This window comes from Planomonospora alba, assembly GCF_039534085.1.
Taxonomy (GTDB): Bacteria; Actinomycetota; Actinomycetes; order Streptosporangiales; family Streptosporangiaceae; genus Planomonospora_B; species Planomonospora_B alba.
In genome coordinates, this window is sequence record NZ_BAAAUT010000069.1 from 1 (window position 1) to 13,536 (window position 13,536).

Consider the following 13,536-nt stretch of genomic DNA (forward strand, 5'->3'; position numbering starts at 1 on the left):
GCCAGGCGAGGACCGCCAGCAGCAGCACGGACCCGGCCTGGATCCAGACCGTGTAGGCGCCCGGCCCGAACAGCGCCTGGAGGCCGGTCTTCACCTGCTGCCACGGGGTGGCGAGGGAGACCTTCCGGCCCGCGGCGCCCACCTGGTCCAGCACGTGCGGCCCGGCGGCGGCGTAGACGGCCGCCACCGTGGCCGTCGCCGTGCCCGCGACCACGGCGAGCCTGCCGGGCGCGCGCCGCAGCTCCCAGGCGGGACCGAGCGCGACCAGCCCGGCGTTGAGCTTGACCCCGATGCCGAGCCCGAGCAGCACCCCGGAGGCGGCGTGCCGGGCCGTCCCGCCCGCGGCCGCGAAGGCGCACAGGGCGGCGGTCATGCAGGCCACGGCCATGGTGTCGACGTGCATCCCGGCGGCCAGGTGGTAGAGCATCAGCGGGTTGACCGTCCACAGCAGCGCCGCCCGCCGCCGCAGGGCGGGGTCGGCGGCGGTGAGGCGGTGCAGCAGCAGCGCGGTCCCGATGAACGCGACGGCGTTGAACAGCGCCATCGCGAAGACGGTCAGCCGGACCGAGTCACCGCCCGCCGCGCTGGCCAGCGCCTGCACGGCGGTCGCCACCGGGCCGTAGACGCTGGTCACCCCGGTCCACTCCTCCACCGCCCCGGCGACCGGGTCCGCGGGGAACGCGGCGGGCGCCACGGCGTAGGGGTCGTGGCCCAGGGCGGCCAGCCGCCCGTAGGCGGCGTAGTTGAGGTGGTCGGCCGAGCCCGAGGGCGGCAGGAAGGCGAGCAGCGCGGCCGCCGCGGACCCGGACAGCAGCAGCCGGCGGGGGTCGGGCCGCCACGCGGAGCGCAGGCCGGCCGCCAGGCCGAGCCCGCCCAGCACGATCGCCGCGGCGGCCAGCGCGATCACCAGGTGGCCGTCCGGCCCGGCCTGCAGCGAGTACGGCGGCTGCCAGGAGGGGCCCGGCAGGTGCGGCACCATGGCCGAGGGGCCCAGCAGGCCGATCAGGACCGTCAGCCCGGCCGAGAGCGCGATCGCCACCGGGGCGAGCCCGGCCGGGGCGTCACGCGGACCGCGCCGCGCGGGTCCGCCGGCCACCGCCGTGTCCTGAGTCACCCGCAAATTCCAGCACATCCGGCGCGGTGCCCGGAGCACGGCCGGACCGGGGTCCTCCGGGTCAGACCCGCAGGACCCTGCGGGCCAGCAGGGCGCGGGCGACGTCGCGGAACTGCCGGGTCCGGTGGAGCTGGGCCCGCCAGTCGGTGCCGGTGGCCCGGTGCGCCATCTCCACCTCGACCTCGCGGACCCGGAACCCCCTGCGGATCAGGTCGATCGTCAGGCCCGTCTCCACGCCGAAGCCGCGGGCCAGGGGCCGGGCGGCCTCGAAGGCGGCCCGGGTCAGGCAGCGCTGGCCGTTGAGCGGCTGGGCGGGCGTCCAGCCGGTGGCGCGCTGGATGCCCTGGCGTGCCAGCCGTACCACGAAGCCGTGGCCGCCCAGCTTGACCCGGGTGGCGAAGACCGCGATGGTCATGTCCGCCTCACCCGCCCTGACCGGCTCGATCAGGGGCGCGGCCGTGTGCGCGGTCTCCCCCAGGTCGGCGTCGAGGAAGAGCAGGTGCCGGGGCTGCCCGCCCTCCGGGTCGAGCAGGCGCACGGCCTCGGCTCCGCTCTCCATCGCCGCGGCCTTGCCCCGGTTGCGGCTGTGCCGTACGACGCGGGCGCCGGCGGCCCTGGCCACCAGGCCCGTCCGGTCGGTCGAGCCGTCGTCCACGACGACGACCAGGTCCACGTACGGCAGGGCCCTGGCCGCGGCCACGGTCGCACCGATCCGCTCGGCCTCGTTCTTGGCCGGAATGATCACTGCTGTACCGGTCATGCCGCCTTCTTCCGCAGATCGCCTCGTCCGCCGGTCGCCGCGTGGGCGCCACCGCCCGTCCCGCGCCCCGGCGGGGCGGCTCACACCTGGGGTTCGGCCGCCGGCAGTCCCTCGGGCACCGCCTCGTGGATGGTGAACACCGAGTCGAGACCGGTGACCTGAAGAATCTTACGTACGGCGGGCCGGGGCGCCGCCATCTCCAGGACGCCGTCGCGCTCGCGCAGCCGCTTGTGCGCGGAGAGCAGGACGTTCATGCCGGTCGAGTCGCAGAACTCCACCCCGGACATGTCGATGACCATGAAGGCCGGGGCGCTCTCGTCGAGGATCCGGGTGAGCTCGGACTGCAGACGAGGCGCGGTATATAGGTCGATTTCTCCCACAATGGTCACAATCGCGTGATCACCGTGAGACCGAGATGAGACTTTTAGCTCCACAGCGGGCACACTAGCGGCGCGGCGGCCCCGGGTCACGTTCTCTCGCCCCAGGGGGTGTCCTGTGCAAGGTTTTGCCTGTCGGGGCTATGACTTCCCGGCCCTTTGTCCTCCGTTCTCCCCTCACGCGGACCCTCGGTGCGCGAAGCTTGACCCTGTGCAACACCGGCTCAGCCGGAGAGGGGGGAGGCCCGGAACCTCCCGACCGTCGATGCACCGCGTACGACGACGGACGCCGAGTAGAAACGGGCCAAGCGACTTCGATGAACAACGATCTTCCTGAGGATCCCCAGCGAGAGCGACTCCGGGCGCGCCTGGAGTCCACCCTCACCCGTGCCACCCGCTCCACCTCGTGGCACGACGCGACGCACTCCCTGCGCGGCCTGGTGAACCGCGAGGGCTTCGTGCCGATCCGGACCCGCCTGACGAGCGCGGACCTCGACTTCCTGGAGGGAGCACGCCAGGAGCTGCTCGACTTCGCCTCGCTCGGGATCCGGCTCCTCGACCTCCACCAGCCCCGGGACGCGGGCGGCATCACCAGCGACGCGGCGCACCCCATCCTGCGCTGCCGGAGCTGCATGTGGCGCTGGCCCTGCCCGACCTTCCGCGCGATGGCGGAGACCTTCGGCGCCCTGCAGGATCCCTCCTCCGGCGGGTCGTCCGCGTCCTCCCCCGCCGGTCCGGGCTCCGGCGCGGACGCCGCGGCCTCCGGCGCCGTCGGGGCCACCGGGCCGGGAGCCGGCGCGGCGGCCGCGGGCGCCGGGACCGGCGGCGAGGTCCAGGTGACCCTCATGGTCCCGGCCCAGCCGGAGGGCGAGGCCCCCGCGCTGACGGTGTCCCGCAGGATCGTCGGGGACATGCCGGTCTGATCCGGCCGCCCCCGGTGCCCGCTCAGGGAGCCTGCGGGAGGCGGATCTCGAAGCGGCAGCCGGGCCCGGCGTTGACGACGCCGATGGCGCCCCCGTGGGCCTCCACGATGCCCCGGGCGATCGCCAGGCCGAGCCCGGCCCCCGCGCCGTCCCCCCGCGGGCTGCGGGCGGCCTCCCCGCGGAAGGCCACGTCGAACACGCGCGGCAGGTCCTCGGGCGGGATGCCCCCGCAGCAGTCGGCCACCGACAGGCACGCCCACCCGTCCTCCGCCGCCGCGCGGACCGAGACCGTGCCGCCGGCCGGGGTGTGCCGGACCGCGTTGACCACCAGGTTGCGCAGGGCCCGGGAGAGCTCTCCCGGGTCCGCCTGGACGGGCACCACCGGGTCCGCCGGGTCCGCCGGGTCCACCGGGTCCACTGCGCCCGCCAGCCGTACGCCCTTGGCGCGGGCCAGCGGCTCCACCCCGTCCAGCGTGTCGGCGACCAGGTCGCCGAGGCCCACCCGGCTGCGGGACAGGCGGAGCGCACCGGCGTGGATCCGGGACAGCTCGAACAGGTCGTCGACCATGCCCGCCAGGCGGTCCACCTCCAGCCGGATCCGGGCGTGGTAGCGGGCCGCGGTCTCCGGGTCGGTGACCACGCCGTCCTCCAGTGCCTCGGCCATGGCACGCATCCCCGCCAGCGGGGTGCGCAGGTCGTGGCTCACCCAGGCGACGAGCTCGCGGCGGGCGCCCTCCAGGGCGCGCTCGCGCTCGCGGCCGAGGCCGATCCGCCGGTGGGCGTCCTCCAGCGCGGCGGCGATCGTGCCGAGCTCCGCGGGCAGGCCGGCGGGCCGGGTGAAGACGCCGGAGTCGGGCACGGCCTGCACGGCGTCGACGAGCCTGCGGCTGGCGGCCACGACCCGCCTGGCGAGCACGGCCGCCACGCCCAGGCCGACCAGGCCCCCGACCGCGACCACGCTGAGCACGATGTCCCGGGAGTCGCCCTCGATGACCATCTTCAGGGTGATCGCCGCCACGCCCGCCACCGTCGCCACGACGGGGACCGCGGCGACCACCGCGAGCATCACCCCGATCGAGCGCTCCCGCAGCAGGCGCATGGCGCCCAGCCCGGCCACCGCGACCAGCAGGCCGAGCCCGGCGGTGACCGCGGCGATCTCCGTGATCCCGGGGATCCCGGAGATCGCCGTGATCCCGGTGCTCCCGGGGACGGCCGCGCCGTCCGGCGTCACGGCAGCGCCACCGGCTCGTAGCGGTAGCCGACGCCCCAGACGGTGACGATGCGCCGGGGAGCGGTCGGGTCGGCCTCGATCTTCTCCCGGAGGCGGCGGACGTGGACCGTCACCGTGGAGGAGTCGCCGAACGACCACCCCCAGACCTGGTCGAGCAGGGTGGCGCGGCTGAAGGCCTGGCGGGGGTTGCGCATCAGGTGGGCCAGCAGGTCGAACTCGCGGGCGGTCAGCGTGACCGGCGCGCCGGCGAGCCGTACCTCGTGCACGCCCAGGTCGACCACCAGCTCGCCGTCCCGCAGCACGCCCGTGCCGCCGGGCAGGGAGGCGCCGCGCGCCCGCCGCAGCACCGACCGGACCCGCAGCGCCAGCTCGCGGGGGCTGAAGGGCTTGGTGACGTAGTCGTCGGCGCCCGTCTCCAGGCCGGCGACCCGGTCGATCTCCTCGCCGAGCGCGGTCAGCATGATCACCGGGACCGGCCGGCGCTCCCTGAGCTTCCGGCAGACCGCCAGGCCGTCCATCCTGGGCAGCATCAGGTCGAGCACCATCAGGTCGGGCGGGTCCGCCAGCGCGCGCCTGAGGGCCTCGGCGCCGTCGCCGACGCACTCGACGCGGTGCCCGTCGCGTTCGAGGTAGCGGGCCACGACCTCGGCCACCGTGGGATCGTCCTCGACCACCAGAATCCGCGCGCTCATCCCTCAACGGTAGGCCGCACGGCGCCCGGGCGGGCGTCCCGTCACCGCTCCGCGGGATGCGCGGCCCCGGCGGACCCGCCGCGCGCACCGGTCCCGCCGCCCCCGTCCGGAACCCGCCGCACGCACCGGTCCGCCGCGCACCCGTCCGGTGTGCGCCCGTCCGGTGCGCGCATCGTTATGCGCCGGAGCCCGCACCGGAGCGCCGTCCGGCGTACGGTGGGGCCATGGGTCGTATCGTGATGGCAGTCCTGGGCGTCCTCCTCGCGCTCTACGTGGTGTTCGGGCTCGTGCTGCCCGCCCTGTTCGGGCTGTTCAAGCTCCTGCTCGTGCTGGCGGTGGTGGCCTTCGCCGTCGTCGCCCTGGTCACGGCCGTGGGCAGATCCTCCAAGTGACCCGTAGGTGAACCCCCTGCTCGTGCTCCAGACGCTCTCCGTCTGGTTGCTGTCCGACGGCGGCGCCCTGACGGCGACCGCCGTGGCCGGGCTGGGCGCGCTCCTCCTCGCGTGGGCGCTGCGTGCGCTGCCCTCCTCCGCCGGGACCCGGACGGACCCGCGGCCGCCGGGAGGAGGCCGGGCCACCCGGCCGGTCCCCGTACGGCAGTGCGACCCCGGCGCGCCCGGCCGCCCCCGGCCGCGGGCGCCATCGGCGGGTCCGGCGCCCGCGTGAACCCCCGGAGACACGCCTCCATGTGAACCCTCCGAGGGCGCGTCCCCGCGTCCGGTGACCGGGGGCCTCCACGGCCCCGTCGTCCGCGACCGCCGGGACGCCTCGGCCGCGGGCGCCTTCTGTGCTGATCTCCGTATCCGTCAGAAGGGCTCCCCGATGTTCGATCCCGTCCTCGTGTTCACCGCCGACCTCATCACCGCGCTCGCCGGGCCGCTGGGCTCCGCCGCGCCGGCCATCGTGCTGTTCACCGTCGCGGTCAGGCTCCTGCTGCTGCCGCTCAGCGTCATGCAGGCCAGGGGCGAGCGTGCCCGCCGCCGGCTCGCGCCCCGGGTGCGCAGGCTGCGGGACCGGTACGGCCGCGACCCCGAGCGGCTCCACCGGGAGCTGGCCGCCCTGTACGCCCGGGAGAGGACCTCGCCCCTGGCCGGCTGCCTGCCGGGTCTGGCCCAGGCGCCGTTCCTCATGGTCGTGTACCAGGTCTCCGTCTCCTCGGCCATCGCCGGCAAGGCGAACGCGCTGCTCACCCACGGGCTGTTCGGCGTGCCGCTGGGTCAGCAGTTCGCGGGCGCGGTCGCCGGGTTCGGGTTGCTCAGCGGACCGACGCTGGTGTTCGCCGGGCTCTTCCTGCTCCTGCTGGCGGTGGCGGCGGTCACGTCGCGCCGGATCCGGCGCACGCTGGGCGAGGAGGTCCAGCCGGAGGCCCTGCGCAGGCTGATGCCGCTGCTCCCGTTCGGGACCGTCCTGGTGGCCGCCGTGCTGCCGCTCGCGGCGGGGATCTACCTCCTGGTCACGACGGCCTGGACCGCCGCCGAGAAGGCGGTGCTGTACCGCCCCTCCCTCTCGGCCGCCTGATCCGGGTCCGCGCCTCCCCGCCCTCGCGGCCGGCGGCCCTGCGGCGCCCCGCGGTCAGATGTACTCCCGCAGGGCCGGCTCGGGCAGGGAGGCGCGACCGCCGCCCACCGGATCGGGGGTGGCGACCAGCGCCCAGACCGTGGTCACGTCCCCGTCGTGCCTGACCCCCCAGTTATCCGTCAGATATTCGACGATGCCGAGTCCCCTGCCGCCCAGCGAGGAGAGCGCGGCCCTCCCGGCGCGCGGCTCGGTGGCGGACCCACCGTCACTCACCGCTACCTCTACGTGTCCATCAGTGCACTGCCACGAGACTTTGATCTGCCCGGACGGCAGGGGGTGCGCATGCCGGAGCGCGTTACTCAGCAGCTCGCTCACCACCAGCACGGCGTCATCTATCACGGTCTCGCAGACGCCCCATTCCTGCAGGTCAGAGCTGAGGTACTGACGTGCGACGGCCACGCTGGACGGTGCATACGGCAACATGACGACGCTCGACGGACTCACCTCCCCCTATCCCTGTTCCCCCTGAGGAGCACACCCCAGTACGACCGAAATGCCCCGTTAGATAGTCATAGAAACCGCGTGGCGGTTACAGCTTGTGCACGCTCGACAATAGATCGGCGCTTCCATTGCCGCCGTCTTACCGCCCCGGCGTGTCACGCACGGTAACCGGGGCCGGGCGTGTCGCGCCTTACCTGGGCGTACCTGCCCAGGTGAGACCTCCGATACGCTGCCGTCACCACACGCCTGCACGGAAAGGGTGGGGCCATGTCAGCCGGGTCATCCGATGATCTCGACGCGCTGCTCCGGGTGACCTCGCCCACATACGTCGGGGACCGCCATCCCGACGTGGCGTTCGGCACCCACGACGGGCCGGTGGGCCGGCTGATCCTCGCGGTCACCTCCCGGGGCGTGGCGGCCTGCAGCTACGAGGACGAGAACGTCGTCTTCGAGCGCGTCGCCCGGGGTGTCAGCGCGTTCATCGGGCCCGACCCCCGGCGGCTCGACCCCGTCCGCAGGGAGCTGGACGCCTACTTCTCCGGGCGCCTGCGCACGTTCACCACCACCGTGGACCTCCAGCTCGCCACGCCGTTCGCCAGGACCGTGCTGCAGATGATGCTCGCCGTGCCGTACGGGGCGGTGACCACCTACCGGGAGATCGCCGAGCGGATCGGCCGGCCGCGGGCGCTGCGCGCGGTCGGCAACGCGCTCGGCGCCAACCCGGTGTGCGTGATCGTCCCCTGCCACCGGGTGGTCGAGAACGAGAGCGTGCTCGGCGGCTACGCCGGGGGCCCGGTCGCCAAGGAGCGGCTGCTGCGCATCGAGGGCCGCAACCGCCCGCGGACCTGAGGGACCCGGCCGCCGGTACGCCGCCCGCCCGGGAGAGCCACCGCCCGCGGACCGTCCGGAGCACCGGTGCCCGCGGGCGAACCGAGGAACTCCACGCCGGGAAGGCGACGCGGCGAGGAGAGGCCTCAGTGGCGGCGACGCGCACCGACGCCGAAGGTGACCAGCGCCGATACGGCGAACGAGCCCACCGCGGCGCTCATCCACAGCTGTCGCTCGAAGCCCAGGGCGCCGCGAGCCCCCGTCCACACCTCCGCCCACCACGGCGGGACGTTCGACAGGTCCGCGAAGAGCCACCACGTCACGAAACCGAGCAGCCAGGGGAGCACCATGAGCCAGCGTGAGGGGGCGGTCTCCGAGGTGTCCCAGTTCCTGCCCCGGCCGAGCAGGAAGTAGTCGACCGCCAGCACGCCGAACATCGGCACGAACACCGCGCCGATGATGCTCAGGAAGGCCCCGTAGGAGTTGACGTCGACCACCAGCGCGACGCCGGTGGTCAGCACACCGATGGCGACGGAGAAAACGCGCCGGTCCACCGCGGGCATCAGGTTCTGCAGCGACATCGCGGTGGAGTAGACGTTCGCGAACGACTGGTCGGTCTCACGCAGCACGAGGATGCCGAAGAACAGCGCACCGAGCGGGACCGCCACGAACGGGGCGAAGACGGCCGTCCCCTGCTCCAGCACTGCGGCGTGTCCAGCGAGCGCCACCGCGTAGACGCCGACCGCCAGGCAGGCCACCTGGGCGACGGTGTAGCCGCCGACGACGCCGGTGAAGGCCGCGCGGCTGGAGCGGGAGTGCCGGGCGTAGTCCGCCGCGACAGGCACCCACGACACCGACAGGGCGATCACGAAGTCCACGGCCGGGGCGAAGGCGTCCCAGGAGCCGCCGTTCTGGGCGGGGGTGTCACGGATGAAGAACACGGCGAACCAGAGCATCGAGACGATCACTCCGGCCGTGATGAAACGCCGGATCAGCCGGATCGCGCCCAGGGGATAGATGGTCAGCGCGGTCGTCAGCGCCCCCGCTGCGATCACCCAGACCGCGTAGGGAACGGACACCCCGAAGATCGCCTGAGCGCCCTGGGCGATGACCCAGAGTTCGAACGCGCCCCAACCGATCATCTGGACGATGTTCAGCACGGTCGGAACGTACGAGAGCCGCGCGCCGAATAGTCCACGCAGCAGGACCATGGCGGGCTGGCCGGTCTGCGCCCCCGGCACCGCGGCGAGGCCGACCATGGCGGTGCCGACCAGGCTGCCGACGAGGGAGGCCAGCAGGGCGGCGGAGAAGGTGAGCGGGTTGTCGTCGAGCAGCGGATTGATCAGGAAGAGCGCGAAGGAGAAGCCGAGCAGGCTGACGCCCAGGTTGGCCCAGAACGCGCCCTGGTCGAGCACGCCCAGCGTCTTCGGCGGGGCCTCGTCGAGGGTGAGGGGGGCTTCGGCACGCCTGTCGGCATGCGTGGAATCGGTGACGTCGGACGCCATCAGCGCGCTCCCTACGCCGGCATTACCCGGACAGGTTCATGCGGTCGGCGGCGCGTGGGAGGCCGTTCCGGCCCTCCGCGTGGTTTCCGCCCTCTCAGCCCGGCTCCGCCCGAGCTCCCGCGGTAGACACTTATCGCCCCGAATTATGCCATCGGCCCCATGCCCCGCAAGGGTCCCCCCGGCGGGCCCCGGTCCGGCGGGACCGGGGCCCGCCGGACCGGGACGTGCCGGACCGGGCCCCGCCGGGCGGGAGAGGAGGCCCCGGGCCGGGGCGCCGCCCTCAGGCCACGAACGGATCCTGGCCGTTCTCGCTCACCATCGGACGGCCCGCGAAGGCCCAGGACTGCATGCCGCCCCCGACGTTGATCGCCTCCCGGCCCACGTGGTTGAGCCACGCCGCGGCGTGCGCGGAGCGCCCGCCCACCCGGCAGACCACGTAGACGGGCACGTCTCCGGGGATCTCCGCCACGCGGGCCTGCAACTCACCCAGCGGGATGTGCACGGCCGTCGGCGCGTGCCCCGCCCGCCACTCGTCGTGCTCGCGCACGTCCAGCAGGAACGCCCCATCGGGTACGGCCTGCACCTCGACCTCAGGAACACTCATGCACCACATCATGCCTGGTCGGCGGAGTGCCCGGCCCCGGTTCGGGGGAGCCGCCCCGGATCCCGGCCGGGGCGCGGCCGCGAGCGGCCGGAGGCGGCCGCCGCGGAGGGCCTCAGGGCACGTCCCAGAAGGCGAGCTCGTGGGCCATCCCCTCGGTGAACAGCTTCTTGGCCCGCGCCGGATCCGGGTCGGCCTCGTCGAGCATCACGGCGATGCGCCGGGTCAGCGCCGCGAAGTCCGGGTGGGCGTAGGTGTCCACCCAGGCGCGGTAGCGCGGCTCGGCCGGTGGGTCCTCGGCCAGGATGCGGCCCAGCGTGGAGTAGCCCCACATGCAGGGGTAGAGCGCGGCCAGCCCGTCGGCGTAGTCGGCGGCCGCCTCCAGCAGGAACGCGGTGTAGGCCGCGCACGCCGGCCCCTTGCGCGCGCCTTCGAGGTCGGCGCCGAACTCGGCCGACAGCGAGCGGTGCAGGTTCAGCTCGTCGTGGAAGGTCGAGTGGGCCAGGTCCACCAGGTCACCGAGGTGACCGTCGGGCGCCTGCCAGGCCAGCCGGGAGAAGACCCGGACGTAGTCCAGCAGGTACAGGTAGTCCTGTTCCAGCCACGACCGGAACACCGGCTCGGGCAGGTCGCCCCGGGCGATCCCCCGCACGGTCGGGTGGGCGAGCTGGGCGTCGAGCAGGGGGCGGCCGATGGCGTGGAGTTCCTCAGAGATGCTCATAGGCGGAGGATTGTGGCAGAGCCCGCCCTCGGAGGGCCGGTCAGGTCAGGGCGGCGGCGCCGAAGGAGACGCTGAAGCGCTTGCACCAGATGGTGACGGTCCGCAGGGCGTCCAGGTCGGCGCCGGCGGGGATGGCGTAGTTGGCGTTCCCCTTGTTCCCCTTGAGCCCGCCCAGCTCCAGGTGCTCGCCGTCGTCGAGGTTGAACCACCCCTCCCGGCCCTCCTTGACCGGCTGGTCGCTCAGCCAGACCCGCAGGTCCGGGCCGTCGGAGGTGTCCAGGTCCTCGATCCTGAGCACCCGGCTGCCGTCGGCCAGCTCCAGGACCTTCGCCGTGCCCCTCGTGTCGTGCTCGTGGGAGACGAACGTGCCGGTCGCCAGGGTCTTCGGCCCCGTCGCGGGCTCCTGCGCGGGGCCCGCGGCCGGACCCGTCCCGGTCGCGGCCGGCGCCGGGGAGGAGGCGGGGGCGGCGGCCGCGGTCGGCGGCGCCTCGTCCACCTCGACGGTGGTGAACAACCGCCACGGCTGGAACAGGTACAGGGCGACGGCCAGCGCGACCGCGCCGATCCCCGCGATCACCCTGGTGGCGGGGTGGCGGAGCAGTCTCCTCATTCTCACGGCGTCCTCCGTACGGCAGATCGGATCACGAACCGAACGTACGCCCGCGCCCCGGCGGTGATCGTTACGTGGTGCTTACGGCCCGGCGTCCGGCGCCCGCGTACCGGAACGCCGGGGGTGCCCGCGGCGCGCCGTCCGGCGTAGGGTCGAAGGCATGATCACCATCGCCGAAGAAGTCCTCCTCCTCGCCCACGAGGAGGCCGAGGGAAAGCCGCTGGTCTCCTCCACGCAGCTGGACGCCGCCCTCGGCGGGGCCGTCCTGGCCGAGCTCGCCGTCAACGGCCGGATCGACCTGGACAAGAAGAAAGTGACGGTCAAGGACACGACCCCCCTCGGGAACGCCGAACTGGACGCCTCGCTCGCCCGGATCGCGGAGGACCGCAGGGAGCGCAGGCCCGAGACCTGGGTCTACCGGTTCAACTCGGCCAGGCTCCGCAAGCGCCTGCTCACCGGGCTGGCCGAGCGCGGCGTGCTGCGCGAGGAGCACCGCAAGATCCTGGGCGTCTTCCCCGGCACCCGCTACCCCGAGCGCGACCCGCGGATCGAACGGGATCTCCGTGAGCGGGTCGAGGGCGTGCTCGCCGGGGGCATGCCCGACGAGCGGGTGGCCGTGCTGCTCGCCGTACTGCACGCGGCCGGGATCGACCGCAGGGCGTTCCCCGGCGCGAGCAAGGAGCGCGTCAAGGAGATCATCGAGGGCGAGTGGGCGGGCGAGGCCGTGGCCAAGGTCATCGCCTCGATCAACGCGGCCGCCGCGACCGCGGTCATCGCCGCCGTCGCGGGAGCGGCCGGCGGCTGACCGTCCCTCCGCGGGCGGCCCCGCCTACTTCAGCACGTCCTTCGGGACCGGCTTGTCCTCGGCCAGGGCGTTGAACATGCGCAGCGCCTTCTCCCGGTCCCACTTGACGACGGACTGGCCGTTGACGGTGGGGAAGGAACCGACCGGCACGACCGTGGTGATGGGGTTGCCGCCCATCGCCAGGGCGAGGGAGAGCAGGTCGAAGGTGCCGGTCTCCTCCCCGACCTTGACCGAGTCGGTCGCGGCCAGGGCCAGCGGCACGGACGTGAAGGGGTTCAGCAGGACGCCGGGGCTGGCGACCTTCTTCACCACGGCGGCGAAGAACTGGCGCTGGCGCTGGGTCCGGTCGAGGTCGGGGATGGCGCCGGTGGCGCGGGTGCGGACGTAGCCGAGGGCCGTGCCGCCGTCCAGCGTCTGCACGCCCTTCTTCAGGTCGATCCCGGCCTTGGGGTCCTTGATGTTCTGCTTGACGTCGATCTCGACGCCGCCGACCGCGTCCACGATGTCGACGAAGCCGCCGAAGCCGATCTCCATGTAGTTGTCGATCCGGATCCCGGTGACCTGCTCCACCGTCTTGGCCAGCAGCGCGGGACCGCCGTCGGAGTAGGCGTAGGCGGCGTTGAGCTTGTCGCTGCCGTGGCCGTCGATCGGCACGTAGGAGTCGCGGGGCAGGCTCACCAGGGTCGGGCGGTCGTCGCCCTCGGGGATGTGCAGCAGCATCATCGTGTCGGTGCGGCGGCCCACGGAGCTGCCGGTGGCGAGCTTCCTGCGCTCGGCCTTGGTCAGGCCCTCGCGGCTGTCGGAGCCGACCAGCAGCCAGTTCGTGCCGGGGGTGTCCGCGGGGCGCCCCTCGTAGTCGCCGAGCGCCTCGATCCGCTCCAGCCGCGAGTCGATCACGAAGAAGCCGGCGACGGCGAGCACCAGCAGCGCGGCGAGCAGGCCCGCCAGGATCCGCGCGATCAGCCGGCCCGGCCGCCTGGGACCCTTCGGCCGCACGCCCGCGCCCGGCGGGCGCAGACCGCCCCGCCCGCCGGAGGAGCCGCCGGACGGTCCGCCGGAGGAGCCGCCCGGGGAGGCGGCCGCCGCGGCACCGAGGGCACCGGACGAGCCCGGGAGCGGCTTGACGGGCCCGCCGCCCGCGCGCGCCTTGCCGTAGACCCGGGACACCGCCCGGGGCACGGTCTCCTCCCGTGCCACGGGAGAGGGGTCGGGCGACCTCAGCGCACGGGTGCGGTCGTCGTCCTTCTGCCAGTCACCCATGTCGCATCTCCGCCACGTCTCGAAGCACCTTCTCCGTCCGCGTCCCCGATCCGCCGCGGAAACGAGGGAATCGTCACCATCGACGCTACT

At 74.0% G+C, this 13,536-nt stretch carries 17 protein-coding genes; 6 read left to right on the plus strand and 11 right to left on the minus strand.

The window, feature by feature from the left end; all coding sequences use genetic code 11:
- The 3 genes from ABD823_RS29725 to ABD823_RS29735 all read right to left on the minus strand — a co-directional run.
- The coding region (locus ABD823_RS29725; protein ID WP_344865398.1) for an MptA/MptB family glycosyltransferase at positions 1–1,114 on the minus strand (1,114 nt) is incomplete at its 3' end.
- A gap of 61 nt (positions 1,115–1,175) precedes the next feature.
- On the minus strand, positions 1,176–1,874 hold the full coding sequence (locus ABD823_RS29730) for a glycosyltransferase family 2 protein (RefSeq protein WP_344865400.1): 699 nt from the start codon (positions 1,872–1,874) through the stop codon (positions 1,176–1,178).
- 80 nt (positions 1,875–1,954) lie between these two features.
- Positions 1,955–2,308, minus strand: a complete 354-nt coding sequence (locus tag ABD823_RS29735) for an STAS domain-containing protein (RefSeq protein ID WP_344865402.1) — start codon at positions 2,306–2,308, stop codon at positions 1,955–1,957.
- Positions 2,309–2,568: 260 nt separating this feature from the next.
- Between ABD823_RS29735 and ABD823_RS29740 the strand changes: the two genes are divergently transcribed.
- Positions 2,569–3,174 (plus strand): hypothetical protein, encoded by a 606-nt coding sequence (locus ABD823_RS29740; RefSeq protein WP_344865404.1) that lies wholly within the window; start codon positions 2,569–2,571, stop codon positions 3,172–3,174.
- Positions 3,175–3,196: 22 nt separating this feature from the next.
- Here ABD823_RS29740 and ABD823_RS29745 read toward each other — a convergent pair whose 3' ends face one another.
- Together ABD823_RS29745 and ABD823_RS29750 are read right to left on the minus strand one after the other, a co-directional pair.
- Positions 3,197–4,405, minus strand: a complete 1,209-nt coding sequence (locus ABD823_RS29745) for a sensor histidine kinase (RefSeq protein ID WP_344865406.1) — start codon at positions 4,403–4,405, stop codon at positions 3,197–3,199.
- Positions 4,402–5,097, minus strand: coding sequence for a response regulator transcription factor (locus tag ABD823_RS29750; RefSeq protein ID WP_344865408.1), 696 nt, complete (start codon positions 5,095–5,097; stop codon positions 4,402–4,404). The genes ABD823_RS29745 and ABD823_RS29750 overlap by 4 nt, the downstream gene beginning before the upstream one ends.
- Positions 5,098–5,321: 224 nt before the next feature.
- Between ABD823_RS29750 and ABD823_RS29755 the strand changes: the two genes are divergently transcribed.
- The 3 genes from ABD823_RS29755 (at position 5,322) to yidC (ending at position 6,615) form a co-directional block, all read left to right on the plus strand.
- Entirely contained in the window at positions 5,322–5,489 is a 168-nt protein-coding gene (locus tag ABD823_RS29755; RefSeq protein ID WP_344865410.1) for a hypothetical protein, read from the plus strand.
- 7 nt (positions 5,490–5,496) lie between these two features.
- The gene (locus tag ABD823_RS29760; RefSeq protein WP_344865412.1) at positions 5,497–5,763 is read left to right on the plus strand and encodes a DUF6412 domain-containing protein; all 267 of its coding nucleotides are present in this window, start codon (positions 5,497–5,499) and stop codon (positions 5,761–5,763) included.
- Between the two features lie 156 nt (positions 5,764–5,919).
- The gene (gene yidC, locus ABD823_RS29765) at positions 5,920–6,615 is read left to right on the plus strand and encodes a membrane protein insertase YidC (RefSeq protein ID WP_344865414.1); all 696 of its coding nucleotides are present in this window, start codon (positions 5,920–5,922) and stop codon (positions 6,613–6,615) included.
- A gap of 54 nt (positions 6,616–6,669) precedes the next feature.
- Here the strand turns inward: yidC and ABD823_RS29770 are convergent, their stop codons facing one another.
- On the minus strand, positions 6,670–7,098 hold the full coding sequence (locus ABD823_RS29770) for an ATP-binding protein (protein WP_344865455.1): 429 nt from the start codon (positions 7,096–7,098) through the stop codon (positions 6,670–6,672).
- 285 nt (positions 7,099–7,383) lie between these two features.
- Here ABD823_RS29770 and ABD823_RS29775 point away from each other — a divergent pair, with 285 nt between their 5' ends.
- Positions 7,384–7,965, plus strand: a complete 582-nt coding sequence (locus ABD823_RS29775) for a methylated-DNA--[protein]-cysteine S-methyltransferase (protein WP_344865416.1) — start codon at positions 7,384–7,386, stop codon at positions 7,963–7,965.
- A gap of 125 nt (positions 7,966–8,090) precedes the next feature.
- Here ABD823_RS29775 and ABD823_RS29780 read toward each other — a convergent pair whose 3' ends face one another.
- The 4 genes from ABD823_RS29780 to ABD823_RS29795 form a co-directional block, all read right to left on the minus strand.
- Positions 8,091–9,449 (minus strand): purine-cytosine permease family protein, encoded by a 1,359-nt coding sequence (locus tag ABD823_RS29780; protein WP_344865418.1) that lies wholly within the window; start codon positions 9,447–9,449, stop codon positions 8,091–8,093.
- A 280-nt stretch (positions 9,450–9,729) separates the two neighbouring features.
- Positions 9,730–10,062 carry a rhodanese-like domain-containing protein gene (locus tag ABD823_RS29785; protein ID WP_344865457.1) on the minus strand — a complete coding sequence of 111 codons (333 nt, stop codon included), beginning with the start codon at positions 10,060–10,062 and terminating at the stop codon, positions 9,730–9,732.
- Positions 10,063–10,165: 103 nt separating this feature from the next.
- Positions 10,166–10,771: a TenA family protein gene (locus ABD823_RS29790; protein ID WP_344865420.1), complete on the minus strand. Its 606-nt coding sequence runs from the start codon at positions 10,769–10,771 to the stop codon at positions 10,166–10,168.
- Between the two features lie 40 nt (positions 10,772–10,811).
- Positions 10,812–11,381: a DM13 domain-containing protein gene (locus ABD823_RS29795; protein ID WP_344865422.1), complete on the minus strand. Its 570-nt coding sequence runs from the start codon at positions 11,379–11,381 to the stop codon at positions 10,812–10,814.
- Between the two features lie 160 nt (positions 11,382–11,541).
- Here ABD823_RS29795 and ABD823_RS29800 point away from each other — a divergent pair, with 160 nt between their 5' ends.
- Positions 11,542–12,186, plus strand: a complete 645-nt coding sequence (locus ABD823_RS29800; RefSeq protein ID WP_344865424.1) for a GOLPH3/VPS74 family protein — start codon at positions 11,542–11,544, stop codon at positions 12,184–12,186.
- A gap of 24 nt (positions 12,187–12,210) precedes the next feature.
- Here the strand turns inward: ABD823_RS29800 and ABD823_RS29805 are convergent, their stop codons facing one another.
- Positions 12,211–13,446, minus strand: a complete 1,236-nt coding sequence (locus ABD823_RS29805) for an LCP family protein (RefSeq protein WP_344865425.1) — start codon at positions 13,444–13,446, stop codon at positions 12,211–12,213.
- Positions 13,447–13,536: the final 90 nt, after the last annotated feature.

Coding starts and splice junctions, on each gene's coding strand:
- ABD823_RS29800 (WP_344865424.1), top strand. CDS start 11,542: ATGATCACCATCGCCGAAGAAGTCCTCCTCCTCGCCCACGAGGAGGCC.
- yidC (WP_344865414.1), top strand. CDS start 5,920: ATGTTCGATCCCGTCCTCGTGTTCACCGCCGACCTCATCACCGCGCTC.
- ABD823_RS29750 (WP_344865408.1), bottom strand. CDS start 5,097: ATGAGCGCGCGGATTCTGGTGGTCGAGGACGATCCCACGGTGGCCGAG.
- ABD823_RS29755 (WP_344865410.1), top strand. CDS start 5,322: ATGGGTCGTATCGTGATGGCAGTCCTGGGCGTCCTCCTCGCGCTCTAC.
- ABD823_RS29805 (WP_344865425.1), bottom strand. CDS start 13,446: ATGGGTGACTGGCAGAAGGACGACGACCGCACCCGTGCGCTGAGGTCG.
- ABD823_RS29770 (WP_344865455.1), bottom strand. CDS start 7,098: ATGTTGCCGTATGCACCGTCCAGCGTGGCCGTCGCACGTCAGTACCTC.
- ABD823_RS29775 (WP_344865416.1), top strand. CDS start 7,384: ATGTCAGCCGGGTCATCCGATGATCTCGACGCGCTGCTCCGGGTGACC.
- ABD823_RS29780 (WP_344865418.1), bottom strand. CDS start 9,449: ATGGCGTCCGACGTCACCGATTCCACGCATGCCGACAGGCGTGCCGAA.
- ABD823_RS29795 (WP_344865422.1), bottom strand. CDS start 11,381: ATGAGGAGACTGCTCCGCCACCCCGCCACCAGGGTGATCGCGGGGATC.
- ABD823_RS29785 (WP_344865457.1), bottom strand. CDS start 10,062: ATGTGGTGCATGAGTGTTCCTGAGGTCGAGGTGCAGGCCGTACCCGAT.
- ABD823_RS29730 (WP_344865400.1), bottom strand. CDS start 1,874: ATGACCGGTACAGCAGTGATCATTCCGGCCAAGAACGAGGCCGAGCGG.
- ABD823_RS29790 (WP_344865420.1), bottom strand. CDS start 10,771: ATGAGCATCTCTGAGGAACTCCACGCCATCGGCCGCCCCCTGCTCGAC.
- ABD823_RS29740 (WP_344865404.1), top strand. CDS start 2,569: ATGAACAACGATCTTCCTGAGGATCCCCAGCGAGAGCGACTCCGGGCG.